Annotated in this window: 19 protein-coding genes and 1 pseudogene; 12 read left to right on the forward strand and 8 right to left on the reverse strand. The window is 57.0% G+C overall.

Annotated elements, in window-relative coordinates; translation table 11 throughout:
* Positions 1-53: 53 nt before the first annotated feature.
* The 6 genes and pseudogenes from B0B07_RS14295 to B0B07_RS14320 all read left to right on the forward strand — a co-directional run bounded on the left by B0B07_RS14295 (position 54) and on the right by B0B07_RS14320 (position 7,237).
* Positions 54-1,034, forward strand: a complete 981-nt coding sequence (locus B0B07_RS14295; RefSeq protein ID WP_076759980.1) for a tRNA dihydrouridine synthase — start codon at positions 54-56, stop codon at positions 1,032-1,034.
* A gap of 67 nt (positions 1,035-1,101) precedes the next feature.
* Positions 1,102-1,502 (forward strand): annotated as a pseudogene (locus B0B07_RS14300) (hypothetical protein).
* A 68-nt stretch (positions 1,503-1,570) separates the two neighbouring features.
* Positions 1,571-1,990 carry a hypothetical protein gene (locus B0B07_RS14305; RefSeq protein ID WP_076759982.1) on the forward strand — a complete coding sequence of 140 codons (420 nt, stop codon included), beginning with the start codon at positions 1,571-1,573 and terminating at the stop codon, positions 1,988-1,990.
* A 743-nt stretch (positions 1,991-2,733) separates the two neighbouring features.
* The gene (locus B0B07_RS14310; protein WP_076759983.1) at positions 2,734-4,023 is read left to right on the forward strand and encodes an Nramp family divalent metal transporter; all 1,290 of its coding nucleotides are present in this window, start codon (positions 2,734-2,736) and stop codon (positions 4,021-4,023) included.
* A gap of 183 nt (positions 4,024-4,206) precedes the next feature.
* Positions 4,207-4,791, forward strand: a complete 585-nt coding sequence (locus B0B07_RS14315; RefSeq protein ID WP_076759985.1) for a helix-turn-helix domain-containing protein — start codon at positions 4,207-4,209, stop codon at positions 4,789-4,791.
* Between the two features lie 391 nt (positions 4,792-5,182).
* A complete protein-coding gene (locus tag B0B07_RS14320; RefSeq protein WP_076760094.1) occupies positions 5,183-7,237 on the forward strand; it encodes a catalase in 2,055 nt (684 codons plus the stop codon).
* 68 nt (positions 7,238-7,305) lie between these two features.
* Here B0B07_RS14320 and B0B07_RS14325 read toward each other — a convergent pair whose 3' ends face one another.
* On the reverse strand, positions 7,306-7,986 hold the full coding sequence (locus B0B07_RS14325) for a manganese efflux pump (protein WP_084186712.1): 681 nt from the start codon (positions 7,984-7,986) through the stop codon (positions 7,306-7,308).
* 36 nt (positions 7,987-8,022) lie between these two features.
* Positions 8,023-8,214: a hypothetical protein gene (locus B0B07_RS14330; protein ID WP_076759987.1), complete on the reverse strand. Its 192-nt coding sequence runs from the start codon at positions 8,212-8,214 to the stop codon at positions 8,023-8,025.
* A gap of 298 nt (positions 8,215-8,512) precedes the next feature.
* On the opposite strand from B0B07_RS14330, the gene B0B07_RS14335 reads away from it, so the two are divergent.
* A complete protein-coding gene (locus B0B07_RS14335) occupies positions 8,513-9,079 on the forward strand; it encodes an NADPH-dependent FMN reductase (protein WP_076759988.1) in 567 nt (188 codons plus the stop codon).
* Between the two features lie 45 nt (positions 9,080-9,124).
* Here the strand turns inward: B0B07_RS14335 and B0B07_RS14340 are convergent, their stop codons facing one another.
* Complete coding sequence (locus tag B0B07_RS14340; RefSeq protein WP_084186717.1) at positions 9,125-9,886, reverse strand: YtvA family blue-light photoreceptor; 762 nt, start codon at positions 9,884-9,886, stop codon at positions 9,125-9,127.
* Between the two features lie 150 nt (positions 9,887-10,036).
* Here B0B07_RS14340 and B0B07_RS14345 point away from each other — a divergent pair, with 150 nt between their 5' ends.
* Entirely contained in the window at positions 10,037-10,825 is a 789-nt protein-coding gene (locus tag B0B07_RS14345) for an HAD family hydrolase (protein WP_076759990.1), read from the forward strand.
* A 215-nt stretch (positions 10,826-11,040) separates the two neighbouring features.
* Here the strand turns inward: B0B07_RS14345 and serA are convergent, their stop codons facing one another.
* Positions 11,041-12,660 (reverse strand): phosphoglycerate dehydrogenase, encoded by a 1,620-nt coding sequence (serA, locus tag B0B07_RS14350; RefSeq protein WP_076759992.1) that lies wholly within the window; start codon positions 12,658-12,660, stop codon positions 11,041-11,043.
* Positions 12,657-13,820: a pyridoxal-phosphate-dependent aminotransferase family protein gene (locus B0B07_RS14355; RefSeq protein WP_076760099.1), complete on the reverse strand. Its 1,164-nt coding sequence runs from the start codon at positions 13,818-13,820 to the stop codon at positions 12,657-12,659. The genes serA and B0B07_RS14355 overlap by 4 nt, the downstream gene beginning before the upstream one ends.
* Before the next feature lie 622 nt (positions 13,821-14,442).
* Between B0B07_RS14355 and B0B07_RS14360 the strand changes: the two genes are divergently transcribed.
* Positions 14,443-15,066: a hypothetical protein gene (locus B0B07_RS14360; RefSeq protein WP_076759994.1), complete on the forward strand. Its 624-nt coding sequence runs from the start codon at positions 14,443-14,445 to the stop codon at positions 15,064-15,066.
* Between the two features lie 131 nt (positions 15,067-15,197).
* A complete protein-coding gene (locus B0B07_RS14365) occupies positions 15,198-16,238 on the forward strand; it encodes a tellurite resistance/C4-dicarboxylate transporter family protein (protein WP_076760100.1) in 1,041 nt (346 codons plus the stop codon).
* A gap of 40 nt (positions 16,239-16,278) precedes the next feature.
* Here B0B07_RS14365 and B0B07_RS14370 read toward each other — a convergent pair whose 3' ends face one another.
* A complete protein-coding gene (locus tag B0B07_RS14370) occupies positions 16,279-16,773 on the reverse strand; it encodes a TspO/MBR family protein (protein WP_076759996.1) in 495 nt (164 codons plus the stop codon).
* 168 nt (positions 16,774-16,941) lie between these two features.
* On the opposite strand from B0B07_RS14370, the gene B0B07_RS14375 reads away from it, so the two are divergent.
* Together B0B07_RS14375 and ypfJ are read left to right on the forward strand one after the other, a co-directional pair.
* Positions 16,942-17,790: an STAS domain-containing protein gene (locus B0B07_RS14375; protein WP_076759998.1), complete on the forward strand. Its 849-nt coding sequence runs from the start codon at positions 16,942-16,944 to the stop codon at positions 17,788-17,790.
* 183 nt (positions 17,791-17,973) lie between these two features.
* On the forward strand, positions 17,974-18,837 hold the full coding sequence (ypfJ, locus tag B0B07_RS14380) for a KPN_02809 family neutral zinc metallopeptidase (RefSeq protein ID WP_076760000.1): 864 nt from the start codon (positions 17,974-17,976) through the stop codon (positions 18,835-18,837).
* 58 nt (positions 18,838-18,895) lie between these two features.
* Here the strand turns inward: ypfJ and B0B07_RS14385 are convergent, their stop codons facing one another.
* Together B0B07_RS14385 and B0B07_RS14390 are read right to left on the reverse strand one after the other, a co-directional pair.
* On the reverse strand, positions 18,896-20,386 hold the full coding sequence (locus tag B0B07_RS14385; RefSeq protein ID WP_076760001.1) for a peptide MFS transporter: 1,491 nt from the start codon (positions 20,384-20,386) through the stop codon (positions 18,896-18,898).
* Between the two features lie 233 nt (positions 20,387-20,619).
* On the reverse strand, positions 20,620-21,909 hold the full coding sequence (locus B0B07_RS14390) for a M48 family metallopeptidase (RefSeq protein WP_076760003.1): 1,290 nt from the start codon (positions 21,907-21,909) through the stop codon (positions 20,620-20,622).
* Positions 21,910-22,072 lie beyond the last annotated feature (163 nt).

Consider the following 22,072-nt stretch of genomic DNA (forward strand, 5'->3'; position numbering starts at 1 on the left):
AATTAATTAAGCTATAATGAGTCTAATGCTTTGAAGCGAGAGGAATTGAAACAATGAACGAGAATTTTTGGCTTGACCTGCCGCGGCCGTTTTTTGTGCTCGCCCCGATGGAGGATGTGACGGACGTGGTGTTCCGCCATGTCGTCGCGGAAGCCGGGCGGCCGGATGTATATTTCACGGAGTTCACGAACTCGGATAGCTACTGTCATCCGGAAGGGATCAACAGCGTTCAGGGCCGTCTGCTGTTCACGGAAGATGAACAGCCGATGGTTGCCCATATATGGGGAGACAAGCCCGAGTATTTCCGGCAAATGAGCATCGGCATGGCGGAAATGGGCTTTAAAGGCATCGATATCAACATGGGCTGCCCCGTCCCGAATGTGGCGGAGCGGGGCAAGGGAAGCGGCCTGATCCTGCGCCCGGACGCTGCGGCCGAATTGATCCGGGCAGCCAAGGCGGGCGGGCTGCCCGTCAGCGTAAAAACACGGCTCGGCTTTGAGGATATCAATGAGTGGGAAGCATGGCTGACCCATATTTTGAAACAGGACATCGCGAACCTGTCGATCCACCTCCGGACCCGGAAGGAAATGAGCCAGGTCGATGCCCACTGGGACATGATCCCCGAGATCAAGAAGCTGCGTGACCGCGTGGCGCCGGATACGCTCCTGACGATCAACGGGGATATTCCCGACCGGAAGACCGGCCTGGAACTCGTGGAACGGTACGGAGTGGACGGTGTCATGATCGGGCGTGGGATCTTCAAAAATCCGTACGCCTTTGAAAAAGAGCCGAGGGAACACAGCAGCAAAGAACTGCTCGACCTCCTCAGGCTGCACCTCGATCTCCACGACCGGTACATCGATCAGATCCGGCGTCCGATCACCGGCCTTCACCGCTTTTTCAAGATCTATGTGAAGGGGTTTCACGGAGCCGGCGAGCTGCGGAACCGGCTGATGAACACGAAATCGACCGATGAGGCGAGGGCTTTGCTGGCGGCGTTCGAACAGAATGCGGACGGATCCCACGCAGGTTAATCCTATTCTTTTATCATGACGAATCCCGGGAACGGGGTTCGTTTTTTGCGGAAGGGAGGCTTCCGGTATGGAGGCAGTACCAGAACAAGTGAAGATGGAGTCAATCCGGTCGTTCGAATCGACCATCCGGAAAACCGAAAAAGCCTTTGAAGGGATGGCCCGAAAAGCGCGAATACGACACTGATCGAAAAGCGGCTCAGCGCCCTGCTGGCCGGCCTCGACGTGCTGGAAAACGCCTGGCATCAGAAGCCGCTCGTGCATGCTCCAGAAGAATATGCCGATTTCCGCGCAACGCTTGCAGGGTTACTGCCGACCGTTGAAGAAGCCTTCGCCAAGTCGAAGGAAGGCGGTCCGCAGCGAACACTGCTGAGGAGGCGAATCCGCTCCATCGAACTGGCCATCGGGGCGATGGATGACTTGATCGAGACCGGAGCTGTTGGTAAGCTGCCTGGAAGCAGGTCCAAATGACGACGAACCATGCTTCTAATGGAATCTCAGGCGGACGGTGCCGGCACAAATATAAAGGGGGCTGACAGATGGGCAGAAAGATCGAATCCATCCGGTTTGAAATGTATGCAAGCGGTCCGCTCCGGCCGGATGAGGAGCGTGGACACGAAGTGGAGGTCCTGCGCAGCGGGCAGATCACCCATGAAGTCCTTTCAACGAAGGAGGCCGGTGACGGAGGAATGGAGTTCCGCAAGGATGCCTACCGGATCGATCCCGAAAAATCGGCGGAATTTCTGGATGCCCTCGTCACCGAATTCCATGTCGACGAGTGGGTCAAAGATTACGGATCGCCCGTGCTGGACGGCTGGAGTTACGAGGTGACGATCCGGTATTCGGACGGCCGTGTGCAGGGGATCCGGGGCTCGGTCGATCCGCCGCCCGGTGCGGAAAATGTGGCCGGGGCGGTCAAGGAGCTCGTCCCGTTTCTGAAAGAGCCGTGGATCTTTTAGGGGAATGGATAGTTCCATCATCGGCAGGAAGGCAGCGCAGGCTGTCTTTTTTTGTTTGCACAAAAAATCCCTTGGTTCACAGGGACCACTGAAAAAGTCCATTTAGAATCAACGTAGCTGTCCCGGGAGAGGCTACTGAAAAGCTGTATGTGAAGAAAGAGGCGCTGTAAGTTAAGAAGGATGCCCTGTAGGTTAAGAAGGAGAGGCTGTAGGTTAAGAAGGACGCCCTGTAGGTTAAGAATGACCGGCTGTTAAGAAAGGGGCTGTTCGAAAAGTACTGAAACGCCCCGCGAGACAGCAAATAGCAAGGTCGTCGAAAGAACGTTACGGGAGATTCGCCAAGAATGAAGGATGACCCTGCGACAGTGTTGAAGGAGGGCGATCTTTCCGCTAAGAGTCCGTTTCGCTCACCTGAGAGTCCGTTGTCACCACGTTGAAGTGCAGAGGACGAGTCGGAGGTAGGGATTCACTGGCGATAGGTAGGGATTCGAACACGATTGGTAGGGACTCGCGGGGGGAAGGTAGGGATTCAAACATGGAAGGTAGGGATTCAGGAGGGAAAGGTAGGGATTCACACGCACAAGGAACCGATTCGTCCTGCCAAGAGACCGATTGGATTGGCGCGCCCGGCAGCCGGGACAAGCGGAGAGTTTGACATCCGAATTGGAAGTAAATTATAATAAATCCCATCAGAAAGTTTCCCTTGCGCAACTCGCGGGATTCAGAAGGATTGAGGGATTTCGATGGAGCCTAGAAACATCGAAGAAGAGAATATTAATAATGCGGCTCTGCAGAAAAACGCGGGAACTGTCCTGAGCGGAGAGACGAAGGGCATCCGGCAGCTCCTGCCGTTCCTGGGCCCCGCCTTCATCGCGGCGGTCGCCTATATCGATCCCGGCAACTATGCGACCAATATTTCCGCGGGTTCGGCATACGGGTACAAGTTGCTCTGGGTGGTCCTGGCATCGAACTTGATGGCGGTGCTCATCCAGATGATGTCCGCCAAGCTCGGGATCGCCACCGGCCGGAACCTGCCGGAAATCAGCCGGGAGCGGTTCTCGAAGAAAACGTCCGTTTTCCTCTGGATCCAGGCGGAGCTTGTCATCATGGCGACCGACCTCGCCGAGTTCATCGGGGCGGCCCTCGGTCTGTATCTCGTGTTCAATATCCCGATGGTGGCAGCGGCGCTCATCGCGGCTGTCGGTTCGTTCGCCATCCTGGAAATGCAGCGGCGGGGTGTCCGCTCCCTTGAAGCGATCATCGCCGGCATGATCTTCGTCGTCGTGATTGCGTTCGGCGTCCAGGTGTTCGTCGCGAAGCCGGAGGCCGGTCCGCTGCTCGCGGGTCTCTTCACACCGAGGTTCGAAGGAGTGGACAGCATCCTGCTGTCGGCGGGGATGCTCGGTGCGACCGTCATGCCGCATGCCATCTACCTGCACTCGGGCCTGACGAACAAACGGATTGTCGGTCGGAACGAGGCCGAACGGAAGAAGATCTTCAAGTTCGAAACGGTCGACGTCATCATCGCCATGGTCATCGCAGGTGCCATCAATGCGAGCATGCTCATCGTCGCTGCGGCGCTGTTCCATAAGGCGGGCATTCAGGTCGATGATCTCGAAGTCGCCTATGACCAGTTCGGCTCAATGCTCGGGACGCATGTGGCCATCCTGTTCGGAATCGGGCTGCTCGCAGCTGGCCTGTCCAGTTCATCCGTCGGCACGCTCACCGGTGACATCGTCATGCAGGGCTATATCAAAAAACGGATTCCGATCTATCTGCGGCGGGTGATCACGATGCTGCCGCCGATTGTGATCATCATGCTCGGTGTGAACGCGTCCAAGGCGCTCGTCATGAGCCAGGTCGTCCTTTCATTCGGCATCGCGTTCGCCCTCATTCCGCTCATTCTGTTCACGAGCGACAAGAAGCTCATGGGCGGGCTCGTGAACAAAAAGATCACGACCGTGACGGCCTGGCTGATCGCCGTCCTGATCATCGCCCTCAACCTGTTCCTGCTTTATGAGACGGTCTTTTGATTTGTTGCCATGCAAAATTGAGGAACCGGCATCTTGTGAAAGAAGGTTCTCGGGGGAAATCCCGGAGAACCTTTTTTCATTTGAGAAAGGGGTCCGTCCGGATACGGGCAGCCACTCTACGGAACGTTTGTTGCGGGCCGGGAAAGAACCGGCTAACATGAAAGCAGTACGGGAGGCGATGGTATGGACAGCAGCAAGATGGGCTCGCTGATTTCGCGGCTGCGCAAAGAGAAGGGACTCACACAGAAAGAACTGGCAGACCGGTTGAATCTCTCGGACCGGACCATTTCAAAATGGGAACGGGGGAAGGGGTTTCCGGATGTCTCCCTGCTGCCGGACCTCTCATCCGTTCTCGGCACAAATATAGAAGACATTCTTGGCGGTGAATTGTCCGTCAATGAATTTGTAGGAGGAAATATGAGGAAATCCAATTATTATAGCTGTCCGTCGTGCGGGAATATCGCCGTTTCATCAGGAAATGCGAGCGTCTCCTGCTGCGGAAGGAAGCTTGAAGCCCTGGTTCCGCAGAAAGAGGGAGAGGACGAAATGCTCAGCGTGTCCGAAGTGGACGGGGAGTGGTACATCACAAGTGATCACCCGATGGAGAAGGAGCATTATATTTCGTTCATCGCTTTTGCCACGGGCGACCAGGTGACACTCCTGAAGCAGTATCCGGAATGGGCATTGCAGGCACGGCTGCCCAAGCGCCGGCACGGAACGCTATTGTGGTATTGCACGCAGCACGGACTGTTTTACCGGAATGTCTGATATCCGGGACGGCCGGGAAATTTCCGTCACGGACCGAGCTCTTGCACCGGTCACGTCCGGCACACCTGCTAAAATGCATCGATTCGATTGTAAACCCGCCGGGTCCCTCCCCGGCGGGTTTTGCGTTCCGCCGGTCGCTTCCGGACGGCCTGCGGACTGAAAAATCGTGATGACTCATACGGCCGGTCCGCGCCGCTGCCTGTTTTCTTGTCTTCCTCTCATTCTGCGGTTTGTCCGCCCGATATAAGGGTAGAAGTCTATGGACTGGCCGGGGAATGATAGACTCCGGCAGCCTGCAAGGATTTCGGGTGCCGGCTGCCGGAATGGATCCCTTGCCCTGCGGTCCGGAAACGGGCCGTCGCCATACGAACGAGAGGAGCTGTGTGAAGAGATGGATCATGACAAACAAGACAACCAGATGCACCAGAACAAGAAAGACCGACAGCTGGATCAGTTCCGCCGACAGAACACAGGAAATCCGATGACCGACATCAATGGCCAGAAGGTGGCAAACGACCAGAAAACGCTGAGGGCCGGCAAGCGCGGGCCGCTGCTCATGCAGGACTTCCATTTTTACAAGAAACAGTCGCACTTCAACCGGGAACGCATCCCGGAAAAAGTCGTCCATGCACGCGGCTTCGGAGTCCACGGCGTTTTCGAAGCCACGGAGTCGCTTGAAGAGTATACGATGGCGAAGTTTCTGGAGCCGGGCACGAAGACGCCGGTGTTCGTCCGGTTTTCCAACTTCATCGGGAACCGCGGTTCGAAGGATACGGCCGTCGATATCCGTGGATTTGCCACGAAGTTCTATACCGAACAGGGGAACTACGACATGCTCGCCCTGCAGTTCCCGGTATTCATCCTTGCCGATGCCATGAAGTTCATGGACGTCACGCATGCGGCCAAGCCAGAGCCCCGGCAACATATGCCGCAGGCGACGGTGGCACACGACAACTTCTGGGACTACGTCGTGAGCAACCCGGAATCTGCCCATATGGTCATGTGGGTCATGTCGATGCGCGGCCGGCCCCGTAGCTGGCGCATGATGGAAGGTTATCCGATCAATACATTCCGGTTCATCAACAAAGAGGGCAAGTCCACATTCGTCCGGTTCATCTGGAAGCCGAAGCTCGGCGTCCACTCGCTCATGCTCGATGAAGCAAATATCATCGGCGGCGTCGATCCGGACTTCCACCGCCGGGACATTGTCGAAGCAATCGGGAACGGAGCCTTCCCGGAATATGAGCTGTGCGTCCAGCTGATCGACGAAGAAGACGAGTTCAAGTTTGATTTTGACATTCTCGACGACACGAAGTTCTGGCCGGAAGAAGAAGTTCCGCCGAAAGTCGTCGGCAAGATGACCCTCAACCGCCTCATGGACAACTTCTTCGCCGAGAATGAACAGTCCGCGTTCAACCCGTCGAATCTTGTGCCGGGCATCGAGTTCACGAACGATCCGGTTCTCCAGGGCCGTTCGTTCGCATACCGGGACACGGAACTGCACCGCCATCATTCGGCCAACTATGAAGAGCTGCCGATCAACCGCCCAATTTCCGACGTGAACCACAACCTCCGGGACAGCTATTTGAAGTACCCGATCGAACAGGACTCGGTTCATTTCCATAACAATATGCAGGCGGAGAATACGCCGGCCGAAGTATCGCCGGAAGAGGGCGGCTACGAAAACTATCCGGGCCAGGTCGAAGGCCATGTGACGCGGGAGCATCCGAGTGAATCGTTCCAGGATTATTACTCCCAGGCCCGGATGTTCTGGAACAGCCTGTCCATGCCGGAGAAGCAGGACCTTGTCGATTCGTTCAGCTTCCACGTCGGCAGTGTGAAGAACAAGGACATCCGCCAGAAAACGGTGGAGATGTTCGGAAACGTGGACACGGACTTTGCGACGATGCTCGCCGAAAACATCGGTGTCGAGCCGCCGCAGACGGCCCATGTGGACTATGAAAAGAGCTCGTCCGCACTCAGCCAGCTGAACACCCCGCACTCGGCGTGGACGTCGAGAGTCGCCGTTCTCATCGGGGATGAATTCAACGGGGAAGAGCTGAAGAAGGTGCTCGACGCCTTGGCAGGCGTGAAGGCGAAGGTCGATATCGTCTCCGAGACGCTTGCGCCGGTCAAGGGCTCGGACGGCCTCGAGCTCACACCGACCCAGACTTTCCTGACCGTCCACCCGACTCTGTACGATTCCATCTTCGTCGCAGGCGGCAAGGCGAAAAACCAGATGAAGTTCGACCAGGCGGTCATGGACTTCTTCAAGATGCAGTACATGCACATGAAGCCGATCGCCGTGTCGGCAGATGCCGAACAATATGTCCTGCAGACAGAGGACAACAACATGGAGGGCGTCGTGCTCGCATCCGCAAATCCGGAGTTCGCCCGGCAGTACGTTGATGCGCTTGCCATAAAACGCTTCTGGGACCGCACCTGACCCACACGAATCGCCCGACCGGCGAAACATAACCGGTCGGGCTTTTTTTGTTTCCGGATCATGACGGGTCAGATGATCATCTCCGCCATTCCGATCAGGATGAGCAGCCCGCCTGCAATCTCTGATGGATACCGGCCGAACCAGGTGCGCGTGAGGAGTCCGCCGAACCGGTGTCCGCAGCCGACCGTCAGAAGGGAAAAGACCCCGATGGCCAGCACCGTTGCCGCCATGGGTCCGCCGCTGACCCCCATGCCGAAGCCGCCTGCCAGGGAATTCGCCGACAGGAGAAAACCGAGCGGCAGGGCTTCCCGGACCGACAGCACCCGGTCGCCGTCCGTATCCGAGGCGTCTGGATCGTCCAGGAGGTTGGGCCGCGGCGACTGGTTGTGAAACAGCATCCACGCCCCGATGGCGCACAGCATGCCCCCGCCGAGCCGGTTGGCCGTTGTCTCGGAGAGGAACAGGGTCACATATTCCGCCGCCAGCATGGCGACGAGCGCCATCGCCATCGAGACGAGCGCGATGGCGAAATTGGACCGGAACGGAATGGCCGTTTTCCGGATGCCGAATGCCAGGCCGATCCCGAGATTGTCCAAGTTCGCCGCAATTCCAAGAAATACAATCGTCAACCATTGCAAAACATCCGCCTCCCGATTACCCTGCAGTTTATGAAAAGCTGCGGGGATTGGCCGGGCGGCACCATTTGGTGAGATTGCAGGGGCGGGTTCATTTCTCCTGTTCAAACCCATCCAAAAAGAGCAGGCCAATTTGCCTGCTCCTTCATACTAACCTTTGCCGTCCAAGCGCTGCCGCAATACGAGGGCCGAGACGGCGAACACTGCAAAAGCCACTGCCGAGGCGGCCGCCATCGGCAAGGCGTTTCCTGTCGGGGAGTTGAACAACAGGGGGACCGAGATGATTAGAAGGGCACCGGTCAAACCCATGCCCAGGATCGAGAAAGCCAAAACCTTGTTCATCGGATCACCTCACCTCATAGAAACTGAAAGCACGTTATGTTCGCCAATGACTTTACCGGGAAGGCGGAGACTGTCAGTTGTACCCAAAGGATAGCGCACATGTTCCGCGGGTTTCAAGGAGACCATGCACTTCTTTGTTAAAGGCTGACACGAAGCCCATATTAAACGGTGAACTCCTTGCGTTACTTGGAATGGCAATAAAAAATCTATAATTCGAGATAAAAGGCTTGTAAGGGAAGGAGATCCGGGTTATAGTGGTAACTGAAAGTAACCAACGACAATGATGGAGGTCATCAATATGACAGAAAAACTGAACATCGGGATTATTCTCGGAAGCACGCGTGACGGACGGGTGAGCCCGCAGGTCGGCGAGTGGGTGAAAACGATCGCGGATGCGCGCGGCGATGCAAATTATGAAATCGTCGATATTGCGGACTATCAGCTTCCGCTTCTCGGAACGACAGACGGCACAGAGCCGGGAATCGGGGCCTGGAACGAAAAGCTCGCGAGCCTTGACGGATTTGTCTTCATCGTCCAGGAGTACAACCACAGCATCACCGGCGCGCTGAAAAATGCCCTCGACCTGGCACGCGAAGCCTGGAATGACAAGGCTGCCGGCATCGTGAGCTACGGCTCGACGGGCGGTGCACGCGCAGCGGAACACCTTCGCGGCATCATGGGCGAACTGAAGATCGCTGACGTCCGCACCCATCCGACACTCTCGCTCTTTACGGACTTTGAGAATTTCTCCGTCTTCAAGCCGCAGGAGCTTCATCTCACAAACATCACGGTCATGCTTGACGAAGTGAACGCTTGGACGGGGGCACTGAGAACCCTCCGCGTGGCAGCGCCTGTCGCAAACTGACTCATGCATTTCAAAACCCCGATCCGGCTGACGGATCGGGGTTTTTTATCTGACCAGCTTCATCGCCTGGCGGATGGAGGCGAATGTATGCAGTTCATCGGCCGGACCCAGCGTTTCGGCGAGCTTGCGCGCAATCATCGGGGAGATGCCGGTGACGTAGAGGCGGCAGCCCATCAGTTTCAGCACATTCTGGATATGCAGGAAATTGACCCCCGGCGTCCCTTCTTCCCAGTACATGCCGGTCACATCGATGATGACGTTGGTGATAAGGTGTTGCTGGACATAGTCGCTCAGCTTCATATTGAGCAGGCTGAATCGTTCCTGGGACATGACGCCCGTAATGGCAACCGCGGCCACGCTGTCTTCAATGGCGAGGATGGGGAGGGCGAGCTGTTCGATCAGGGCTTCCTTCTCATCGATTTCCCGGCGCTGTTTCCGCTCAACGGTGACATCGGTCTGCGTACCCGAAAAATACAGCTTTCCGTCCACCCGGATCGGCTCGATTTGCAGACGATTCCAGAACGGGGTTCCGTCCTTGCGATAGTTTTTCAGTGTAAGGGTAATGGCCTTTTCGTTCTGAATGGCCTCCCGCATTTTCCGGACGTCCGCAGGATTTGTTTTCTCCCCCTGCAGAAATCGGCAGTTCCGCCCGATCGTCTCTTCTGGCGGATAGCCGGTAAGTTCCTCAAATGTCCGGTTTGCAAAAATGATCGGATTATCCTTCTGGGAAGGATCGGTGACGAGTGCGGCCGTCTTGCTGCCGTCGAGCATCGCCTTGAGCAGCCGGTTCTGCATGACATTATCCATCGTTAGAATCATCCCCACCCCTTTCCTACTGACTTTTCTATATATTATCATATTAGGAGAATTAAAAGGACCAATCGGGGCGGAAAGCCCGGAACCGGCTGTCATTTCACCGGGCTTCCTGTACAATCGGAGGGAAAGGGGGCATCCTACATGATCCGGACGATCATTTTTGACTTGGATGATACATTGATTTGGGACAAGAAAAGCATCGGGACGGCATTTGATCGAACGTGCCGGTATGCCGCGGACAAAGCCGCCGTTGATGCGGCCGCACTGGAACTCGCAGTGCGAGAGGCGGCCCGCGCGCTGTATTCTTCGTATGATACATACGATTTCACACAGATGATCGGGATCAACCCGTTTGAGGGGCTTTGGGGATCCTTCGACGACCCTGGCGAGGAGTTCGGGCGGATGAAGGAGATCGTTCCGGCCTACCGGCGGGAAGCCTGGACAAACGGACTCCGGGCACTCGGTGTCGATGATCCGGCACTCGGCGGGGAACTCGCCGGACGTTTCATCGAGGAGCGAAGGAATGCGCCGTTCATCTATGAAGAAACGTTCGATGTCCTCGACCGGCTCCGGGAGGACTATCAACTAGTGCTGCTCACGAACGGGGCTCCTTCTCTCCAGCGGGAAAAGCTCGCCATCACGCCGGAACTTGAACCGTACTTTGACCGGGTCGTCATCTCGGGGGCGTTTGGCCGGGGGAAGCCGGACGAGTCGATCTTCCGTCATGTGCTGGAAGAGACGGGCACCGGTGCATCGGAAGCCCTCATGGTCGGCGACAACCTCATGACCGACATCCTTGGTGCCGGCCGTGCCGGCATCCGGTCGGTCTGGATCAACCGGGAAGGGAAGAAACGGCTTCCGGATGTCACCCCGGACTATGAAATCAGCCGGTTGGACCAAATTGAAACGATTCTGAAAGAAATGCGATGAACGAAACTGGGGCTGTCCAGTTATTGCTGAAGGGCCCCGTAAGATAGCAAAAAGCAAGGACGTCGGGAGACTCCTGCGGGATGGCCGGTTGTCCGGGACCCCGCACGGCTGTATGCCGGAGGAGGCTTGGCGACCGGCCCGCGGAAAGCGGCCTTAGTCCTTGCTTTTTGCTTTTTTTGTTGTGAAATTACTTTTGGGACAGCTCTTTTTCTAATTTAGAGATCGACGGTCCGTACCGCATAAATATCGTCGATCTTGAGGAGCCGGCCGATTTCCTCCGGCTTCACTTCGTTGTCGACCGTCAGCATCATGATGGCTGCGCCGCCGGCTTCGGAGCGGCCGACCTGCATCGTGGCGATGTTGATGTTCTCCTCGGCGAGCAGCATGCCGACCCGGCCGATGGCCCCCGGCTGGTCCTTATGCCGGATCAGGAGGAGATGGCCCTTCGGCACGACGTCCACCACATAGTCATCGACTTTCACGATCCGTGCGCCGAGCCCGTTCAACAGGGTACCGGCGACACGGTGGAATTCATCACCCATCTTCGCCTCGACGGTAATGAGCTGCTGGAAGCCTTTGCTGTTGGGGCTTTTGTGCTCATCCACACTGATATGGAACGAGTCCGCCAGGAATTTGGCGTTCACATCGTTCACATGAGTGCCCAGATTGCGCTTCAGCAGTCCCTTCATGGCATTGCGGGTGAGCGGCCGGACATCGAAGTCGGCCAGATCGCCACCATACCGGACCGTGACATCGGTGAGCGGCTTGTCTGACAGGCGGGACAGGAACAGTCCGAGGTTTTCCGCAAGGTCGAAGAACGGCTCGATCTTGGCGAGAACTTCCTTTGAGACGGACGGAAGGTTCACCGGGTTTTTGACAGGCTCTCCGTTCAGGAAGCGGATCACGTCCCGGCCGACATCGATGGCGACACTTTCCTGCGCCTCGATCGTGCTTGCCCCGAGGTGGGGAGTGGCGATCACCTGCGGCAGCCCGAGGAGGCGATGGCCGGTGAACGGCTCGGTTTCAAAGACATCAAGTGCTGCGCCGGCGACTTTTCCGCCTTCAATCGCCTCATAGAGGGCATCTTCGTCGATGATTCCGCCGCGAGCACAGTTGACGATTCGGACCCCGTCCTTCATCTTGCCGAACGCTTCGGCGTTGATCAGGTGGCGGGTCTCTTTCATGAGGGGCGTATGGACGGTGATGAAATCAGCGGCCCGGATCACTTCCTCGAATGTGCCGGCCGTGATGCCCATCTCCTTTGCCCGTTCTTCGGTGAGGAACGGATCGAATGCGATGACATTCATCCGTTGCCCCTTTGCACGGCGGGCGACTTCCGCACCGATCCGGCCTAGTCCGACCACGCCGAGTGTCTTGTCCTTGAGCTCGACTCCGACGAATGCCTTGCGGTCCCATTTGCCTTCCAGCAATGAACGGTGGGCCTGGGGGATATTGCGGGCGAGCGAGGTCATCATCGCGATCGTATGCTCGGCCGCGGAATTGGTGTTGCCGTCCGGTGCATTCACGACGATGATGCCCCGCTCGGTCGCCGCGTCCAGGTCGATGTTGTCGACGCCGACGCCGGCACGGCCGATGATCTTCAGGTTTTCCGCTGCTTCGATCACCTCGCGGGTGACCTGGGTCCCGCTGCGGACTATCAGGGCATCGGCAGTTTTGATGGCCTGAAGAAGTTCAGCGTGCGGGAGGCCGGGACGGATCTGCAGCTCTGCAACGGAGGCTTCGCGGAGCGGCTGCAGCCCTTCTTCGCTGAGCGGGTCGGTGATGAGGATGACGGCTTGACGGGTATCTGGCTTGGTCTCTGCAATGGCATTCATTGGTTCGGTTCCCCTTTCCGGAGGTAAATCTGCTGTGCGGCCGTGACCCCTTTGCCCGGCTCGATCTGCTTTCCGGCTTTTATGATCCCGAGCTCGAAAATCGCGATCATCTGGAGTACGTCGGCAGGGGAGCAATAGCCCATATGGCCGATCCGGAAGATCTTCCCGGCGAGCTTGCCCTGTCCGCTGGCGACTGCCAGGCCGAACTCGGTTTGGAGGATACGGCGGAACTCTTCCGCATCAAAGTCATCGGGCCGGACGGCCGTGACCGTCGGGGAACCGGCCTCAGCGGAAGTGAGAAGCGGGATTCCGTGGGCTGCAAAGGCGGCCCTCGTCATGTCGCGCATCAGCTCATGCCGCGCGGCGACTTCTTGGATGCCTTCTTCTTCAATGAGATCAAGCGCCTGGTCGAGGCCGTAAAGCAGGGAAGTCGCAGGCGTGAACGGTGTCGTGTTTTTGCGGATGCTTTCCCGGTACTGGACCAGGTCAAGGTAGAAGCCGCGGTCCGGGTTCGCTTCAATCTGCTTCCATGCCCGTTCGCTCACTGCCGCGAACATGAGTCCCGGCGGCAGCATCATCGCCTTCTGGGAACCGGTGACGAGGACGTCGAGTCCCCATTCGTCCATCTTGGCTTCCACGCCGCCGATGATCGATACGCCGTCGGAAATGACGAGTGCATCGGATTCCTCCCGGACGACCTTGGCCAGTTCCGCAACCGGATTGACCACACCGGTTGATGTTTCGCAATAAGTCGAGATGACCGCCTTCACATCCGGGTGCTCTTTCAGCATCGTGCGGACATGTTCCGGATCAAGCGCTTCGCCCCATTCCGTCTCATAACGGTGGACGGTGATTCCGTGGGCCAGGCAGATCTTCTCGAAACGGGCCCCGAACGAGCCGGAGATGATGACGATCGCTTCTTCGCCGCGCCGGACGGTATTGACGGCGGCGGCTTCCAGTCCGGACGTTCCGCTTCCGGCCACGATCAGGACATCCTGTTCCGTTCCGAACACTTTTTTGATCCGCGGCTGGATCTTTTCCTGCAGGTCGTCGGTCACTTTTGCCCTGTGGCCCACCATCGGCTTGGTCATGGCGCGCTCTACGCTCGGCGGGATCGGCGTCGGTCCCGGAATCCGCAAATATTGTTGGTCTTGAAGCATCATGAATCTCCTCCTTCTGAAAATGAAAAAAGCCATTCGTCCCCTGCATCATCCGTGCAAGGGGCGAATGGCCTGAAGCCTCGCGGTGCCACCCTCATTTGCTGCCTCCTTCCGGAAGGCAGCCTTCATTGGCATGCGTAACGGGCATGTGCCGGACGGGCCTACTGTCTTCGTTTCAGCCCGCCAATCTATCCGGAGCGGAACGGATGGCGGGGAATGCCGGCTCGCACCTGCCGCCGGCTCTCTGAAAATCCCTCGGTCCATCCGCATGTCTCCATCGCAATTGTTCGTTCAATTATGAAATTATGAATAATCTTAGCATGTACTCCGGAGAAGTCAACCCTTTTCCTTCGTTCGGGATTAAGAAATTATTGAGGGGAAAAGGGTGGGAATTCAGAGAAACATTGATGAAACACGATTGTAAACGTTTTTATGAACAGATAACATTCGTGTTTATTGATGGGCTGCTGAGGGGGCGGGGAAGGTTTCCGCACGGGTCTGACAGGGATCAAGTCAACGTCCGGCGAGCAATGGATCGGGTCGGATTTTCCGGTTGCTTGAGTTCCCTTCAAAACGGGAATACCTAAGCCGATCACTTTTTATCCGGAAAGGGGAAGATTTTGTGGAAAACGTAGTCATCAGTTATTTCCGTGTGGAAAGCGAGGCGTTCCAGGCGCTTTCCGAACTCAAAAAGCTGTCTGAATATGAGGATGAAGCGGTCCTCTCCCAGGTCGGGGTGCTGAAGAAGGAACACGGCAACATCCTGCTGAAGGATTCGTTCGATACGGGCAAGGTTTCGGCGGATGATACGCTGATCGGCAGCATCGTCGGGGGACTGGCCGGAATTATCGCCGGCCCGCTCGGCGTGCTTCTCGGCGTCGGCATCGGCGGCTCTGTCGGACTGCTTGCCGATGCGGCCGACATGAAGAGGGAAGCCGGCCTGTTCTGGTCGATGACGCTGCGCATGAAAGACGGGGACGTGGCCATCGTCGCGGTTGTCCAGGAAAAGTCGGAGGAACCGCTCAACCGCATATTCGGCAAGTTCGAAACAGTGGTCGAGCGATACCCGGCGGCAGAAATCCAGGAAGAGATCGAACATGCGCGCGAGGTGCAGGACGATCTTGAAAAACAGGCGAGGAACAAGATGGCCGAGGAACGGTCCGCCATGCGGGAAAAGAAAGTGGACGAATACAAGAAAAAGATGCAGGACGACTTCTTGAAGCTGAAGGAACGGTTCAACGGCTGAACCAGAGATGGCCCCGGACAGGATTCCGGGGCCTCTTCCTCTTGTGGCAAATAATCGGTGTCGCGGAGCATCCTGATATACAATGAAAATGGCCCTGTCACAGGGCGGAACACTTTTTGGGAGTGGCATTCATGCTGGAGTTCATCAAGCGGCAAACCGAATATTTGTTTACAGGGTATTTTGCCGTTGTCATGGCGACGGGCGCGCTGTCGATTTCCGCTCATCTGCTCGGTTACGGTCGGCTGTCGGCTGCCTTGCTGGCGGTCAATGCGGTCCTGTTCATCCTGCTGTGGGTGCTGACCGGGGCCAGGCTCGTCTTCCATCCCCGCCGCATGGCAGCGGATATTGGGAATCACATGTCCGGACCCGGATTTTTTACAATTGTGGCCGGGACGGCCGTGTTCGGGAGCGAGCTCATCGTGATCACGGGCAGGACCGGCCCGTCCGCTTTCCTGTATGGGCTTGCCGCACTCCTGTGGGTGCTCATCATGTATGCTTTTTTCACCGCCGTCATCGTCCGGGAAGAAAAGCCGGATCTCCCGTCCGGGATCGGCGGGGCATGGCTCATCGCCGCTGTGGCCACACAGTCGCTCTCCATCCTCGGGGTGCTCCTCTCGGGACACAGCCCGGCGCCCCGGAACTGGGTGTTTGCTTCTCTCTGCATGTTTTATCTCGGATTCATGCTGTATCTGCTCATCATCATTCCGATCTTCCACCGGCTCGTCTTCGCAAAGCTGCGTCCGAGGCAGTTTGCGCCGACTTACTGGATCAGCATGGGTGCGGCGGCCATCACGACGCTTGCCGGCTCGATGCTCATCACGGAGACGGACGGCGGGGATCTGACCGCCGGAATGATGCCGTTCCTGAAGGGGCTGACGCTCATGGCATGGACCTTCGCGACGTGGTGGATCCCGCTGCTGGCTTCCTTGGCTGGCTGGCGTTATTTCATCAAGCGGGATCCGATCACATACGATCCCCAGTTTTGGGGGATGGCGTTTCCGCTGGCGATGTACACTGCCGCGACCTATCAGCTGGCCGGCGCGGTGGACATGCCGGATCTCCGTGTCCTTTCACGGTGGTTCTTCCCGGTCAGCATCACTGCCTGGGCTCTTTTCTTTCTCTGGATGTGCCGTCATCTGATCGGGATGCTCATCAGGAGCCGGGACAGATAAATGCCCCTGGCCGGCCGGTGCCGGGTCAGGGGCTTTGCCGTCACTTATTCTTTTCCCAGATCGAGGCATTCAGCGCAAGGGCGTAGGCGACCCAGACGACGTACGGGATCATGAGGACGCCGGCGGTTTTGTCTTCACGCCGTAACTCGGCCATGGACAGGATGATGGCACCGAGCAGGACGGTCATCTCGACAAGTGCCGTTCCGCGGAGCCTCCATTTGAAGAACAGGAAAGACCAGAGGAAGTTCAGTCCGAGCTGGATGTCGTAGGCGGTGAATGATCCGGCGCGGCCTTCCTCTCTGCGGGCCTGGCCTGCCCGGTACCGGGCAACGCCCATGACCGTGTACAGCGAGGTCCAGGCGATCGGGAATGCAGCCTGTGGAGGGGCGAAACCCGGTTTTTCGAGCCGTTTGAATTCATCCTTCGAACTTTTGGCCGTCAACAATCCGACAATCGTGCCTCCGATGACCGGGACGGCAATGGCCTGCATGAGTTTCTTTCCGTCGACTTTACCGTTCACTTTAATCAAATCCATTTTCTACCCTCTTTCCATCTGTTTTATGACAATTTTCCCTCCTATTAAACCTGTAAACAATAAGAATCTTTTCATGTGCCCATTCAGGTGGTAGACTGTTGGAAAAGGGGTCGTTTTAAAAGGCCGGCGCCGCAGCACATGCCGGCACGAAAGGAAGCGTGTGTCCCAATGGCAGAGATTAATCGTGCGTTGTTTGACTACTTGAAGGAACATACGGAGGAGATCACGGATGAATGGCTCGCCCGTCGCGACGGAAAGCAAGGATCGATCTATGCTCCGACTGCAGACGGCGTTACGAAACAGGCACTCCGTGAGCAAAACCGTCTGACGAACCTCGCTCTGGCGACCTGCCTGCTCGGAGACCAGGACCAGTTCGAGAAGCGGAAGGATGAGTGGGCCGAACTGGTGGCCGGCAGCCGGGTGAAATCCGGCACGCCGATCCACGAAGTTCTCCGGGCGCTCGGTTCTGCTAGGCTCGTCTTCTGGTCCTTCGTGGAAAAATTCATTATAGAAAACGACAGCTCCGTGAAACGGGAAGATCTGCTTCGCTGGAGCGAAGAGCTGAACAGCTCTTTTGACGAACTGGTCGTGGCGTTCTCCTCCGAATATCATGATTTGATGCAGGGTCGCCTGAAGGCACAGCAAAGCCTGATCGATGAGCTCGGCAGCCCGGTCATCAAAATCGACTGCGAACGGGGAATTCTTCCGCTCGTCGGCGACATCGATACGAACCGTGCCCAGATCATCAAATCCCTGGTGCCCCTGAGATGTTCACAGGAAGGGATCGTCCAGCTGTTCATCGACCTGTCCGGGGTCACGATCATCGACACGATGGTCGCCCACCAGTTGTATGAGCTCACCCAAATCCTCGGGCTTCTCGGCATCCGGGCGACGATCACCGGCATCCGGCCGGAGATCGCCCAGACATCGGTTCACCTCGGTCTGAACTTCTCGGGTCTCGCCACGTACAGTTCCCTCCAGCAAGCGCTCCAAAGCAGTCCGGTTCCATGGGATTGACCGTCCAACGAAGACAAGCCGCCGCGTGCGGCTTTTTTCGTGCCCGGAAAATCAGGGCGGGCAGCGGGACATCATGGGGATCAGGTAATTGTGCACTGTTTTTCATCGTCCGTCTTATCCCGCCGGAAATTGGGGTATAGGAAAGTCAGAAGTACGATGCAAAGCGCAGGGAGGAAACATTCCATGAAGACAAGAGGGAGACGGGGCAGTTCAAATATCGAGGACCGGCGGGGACAGGGCCCCGGTGTCGGGGGGCCGATCGCCATTGGCGGAGGCGGTCTCGGCATCATCGGAATCATCCTTTTCCTGCTGCTGGGCGGAGACCCGGGAAGCCTGCTCGGCGGCGAAGAGCCGTCGTCCGGTGTCCGGGACGGAGGGTCCGGGGAATATGCCGGCACCGAGCAGGAAGAAGAGCTTGCCGATTTCGTATCGGTCGTTCTCGCGGATACGGAAGATGTATGGAGTGAGCTGTTCAGGCAGGAGGATATGACATATGAGGATCCGAAGATGGTCCTGTATACGGGAAGCGTTCAGTCGGCATGCGGGCTCAGCAGTGCGGCGGTCGGGCCGTTCTACTGTCCGGGAGACCACAAGCTTTACATCGACCTGAGCTTCTACAACGAATTGCAGACTCAGTTCCAGGCACCCGGTGATTTTGCGATGGCCTATGTCGTGGCGCATGAAGTCGGCCATCATGTCCAGACACTCCTCGGCATCAGCGATGAAATGGCCAAGGTCCGCCAGCGGGTGAGCGAGGAGGAATACAACAAGTATTCGGTTGCCATGGAGCTGCAGGCCGATTACCTGGCCGGCGTTTGGGCGAAACATGACCAGGAGAGCGGCTATCTAGACCCGGGCGACTTCGAGGAAGCCCTGCGTGCCGCCAGCGCGGTCGGCGATGATACGATCCAGCGGCGTGCCCGGGGCTACGCCGTTCCGGAAAGCTTCACGCACGGGACATCCGAACAGCGGATGTACTGGTTCAAGCGGGGCTACCAGTACGGCGACCTGGATCACGGGGACACGTTCAAGGAACTTGGGCTTTGACAGAAAAAACCCGTTGCCGGCTATTAAGCGGCAACGGGTTTTTGGGGTTGAATCCGGATCAATGGGCATTGTTCATGAAACGCACGAGCTTCGGTGCGACCAGGAACAGGATGATCCCGAGTACGATCGACAGTCCGCCGATCGTACCGAAGTAAAGTGTTTCTGTTTCCGGCGTGTTCAGCTTGACGATCTGTGCGTTGATCGCCTGGGCTGCGGCGTTCGACAGGAACCAGAGGCTCATCGTCTGTGCAGAGAACGCGGCAGGCGCAAGCCGTGTCGTGGCAGCGAGGCCGACCGGTGACAGGCAGAGCTCGCCGACGACGACGAGGAAGTAACTCAGGACGAGCCAGAGCGGGTTGACGAGTGCGTCCGCGCCGCCGAGCTGGCCAGGCAGCAGGATGACGAGGAATGACAGCCCTGCAAAGAGAAGACCGATCGAGAATTTCTTCGGAATCGACGGCTGGCGGTCACCGAGCTTCACCCAGAGCCATGCGAACACAGGCGCAAGCGTGATGATGAAGAGCGGGTTCAGTGACTGGAACCAGGCCGGCGAAATGTGGAAGCCGAATGCATCCAGATCCGTCCGCTTGTCCGCAAACCGGGCGAGGATTGTGGATCCCTGCTCCTGGATGGCCCAGAACATGACGGCTGCGATGAACAGCGGAATGTACGCGAGAAGCCGCGATTGCTCGGCAGACGTCGTTTTCGGGCTGCGGTACATGACGATAAAGTAAATCGTCGGAATCAAGATACCGAGAACGCCGACGAGTGCGACCATGCCTTCGATCGTCACCCAGCCCCTTGGAATCATGACAGCGAGTGCGATGCCGATGACCGCTGCGGCGACGACAATGTAAATGCCCCACTTTTTCTTCTCCTCGGAAGAGAGCGGGTTTGGAACTTGTGTTCCGGCAAGGCCGAGGTTCTTCTTCTTCGTGATGAGGAAGAGGACGAGCCCGATGAACATTCCGACCGCTGCGACTCCGAAGCCGAGGTGGAAGCTTTTCTTCATGAGTTCGCCGACAATCAGAGGCGAGATGAACGCCCCGAGGTTGATCCCCATGTAGAAGATGCTGAAGCCGGCATCGAGGCGGTTGTCGCCTTCCGGATAGATATCCCCTACGATCGTCGAGACGTTCGGCTTCAGAAGTCCGGTCCCGATGACGATGAGCACCATGGAGATGAAGAACATTGTAAGCTGGCCGGGAATGGCGAGCGCAATGTGTCCAAGCATGATGAACACTCCGCCGAAGAACACGGCGCGGGATGTTCCGAACACCCGGTCGGCAAGCCAGCCGCCGATGATTCCGGACATATATACGAGAGAGCCATAGATGGACATGATTGACAGGGCCAGTGGTTCGCTTAGGCCGAGGCCGCCGTTTTTCACTTCATAATACATATAGAAAACGAGGATGGCCCTCATTCCATAGTAAGAAAAGCGCTCCCAAAACTCAGTGAAGAACAGTGTAAACAGGCCCTTCGGATGGCCGAAGAATCCTCTTTGCGGGACACTTGCCGCAATTTCCTGTTTGGTCAGGCGTGACATTCATGTAACCTCCTTTTAGATTTATTTATGATAACCCTTAACGTTTTCAATTGTCAAAAATAACTTTTACCAATTGATATGTTAAGAATTCACTATAAATTGTGATCAATTTACTATATAAGAATAACATAAATTATCAATTAATTTTATGGCAATATATTCATCGAAATGTTTTTGGGTATGGAAAAACCCGGCATAAGCCGGGTTCGTCAATCGTCCGGGCCAGATAATCTTCATTGCCCGTTCAATTCATTTTCAAACTCTTCTATCGTCTCCGCACCGAGCGAGTCGAACGCCGTGTAGCCGCCCGCATCCGTTGCATACGGGTCGGCCCCGTGTTCATAGAGCAGGCGGGCCATTTCGTAGTCTCCGGAATCAAGCGCGGTGATGAGTGCGGTCGAATGGATGTCTTCGGCATTCGGATCCGCTCCGGCCTCCAGGAGCAGGGCGGCCGCATCGGTGTTTTCATAATATGCGGCATAATGGAGGGGAGTCGTTCCTTCCGTATCTTCCTCTTCGATGTCCGCCCCTTCTTCAATCAGGGTTTTCAGCTGTCCGAGGTCGCCGTCAATGACCGCCTCCGAGATCGGCGGGGGTTCCGGATCATTAAAATCATCGAATTCCGGACCGCTGAAGACCGCCGGCAACAGCGTGCCGTAAACGATGCCGCCTCCTGCAAGCGCGGCGGCAGTCCCGATATAGACCGCGATGAGAATCCCGGCAATGCCGAATGCCCATGCGGTGATCCGGCCGTTGTTCTGGCTGTACCGCGGCGTCCCCTCGACCTCCATGTATCCGCCGACCGCCTGTACGCGCTTTGGCAGATTCGGATGGGAAGAGAGGATTTCGCTCAGCCAGACCGCTCCGTTCGACTCGCTCCTGATCTGTTCGAGCCAGGCATCCCGGTCGACTTCCCGGTACATTTTTTTGCCGGCGCCCAGGAGGGTGAGGGCCCTCATGGAGGCTTCGCCGTCACCCGTGATCCATGCCGCTTCACGGTCACAGGTGTATTCGCAGGACCGGCTGTAGGCCTGGGACAGAAACGGGATGAACCTCGCAGGCATGACGAGGATGCTCTTCCAGATATGCCGCCTGCGGATATGGGCGAGTTCGTGGGCGATGATGAAATCAAGTTCCGCCTGCCCCTCTTCACGGGCAAGTTCAAACGCCTCCGAGTACAGCACCACCATGTTCCGGCCGAAGAATCGGGCGGCAAACGCGTTCAATGCGCCTTCGGACTGGATGAGGAAAATATCAGGCACGGACCGGAGGCCCATCCGCTCCGACAATTCCGCCGTTCTTGCGTAGACATCCGGGAACTGGCGCTCGGACAACTGGATGCCATTGCCCCGGATCGAACCGAGCATGAGGGCATTTGACAGCAGGACAAATGCGAAAATGACGAGTGCGATGGCGATCCCGATGATCGAGATGGCCGCAATCACGTAAAGCAGGACGCTGAAAACCGCCGATAAGACAAAGTAGAGCGTTTCGCGCGTCGAGGTGAGACCGTGCTGGTTCATGTAAATCCCCTTTTTCAGTTGTTTAAGTTCCGGCAGTTTCTCTGTGGCCGGAGGCTTTCCCTATAAATGTAGAGGAGGGGGGCGGGCGCGTCAACAAAGTTTTGGGAAGGCAGGGGTGCCGTAATGCCGGGTGCCGCCTTGACTTGACACGACTGCTGGGATA

It is taken from the genome of Edaphobacillus lindanitolerans (assembly GCF_900156305.1).
Lineage (GTDB): Bacteria > Bacillota > Bacilli > Bacillales_A > Planococcaceae > Bhargavaea > Bhargavaea lindanitolerans.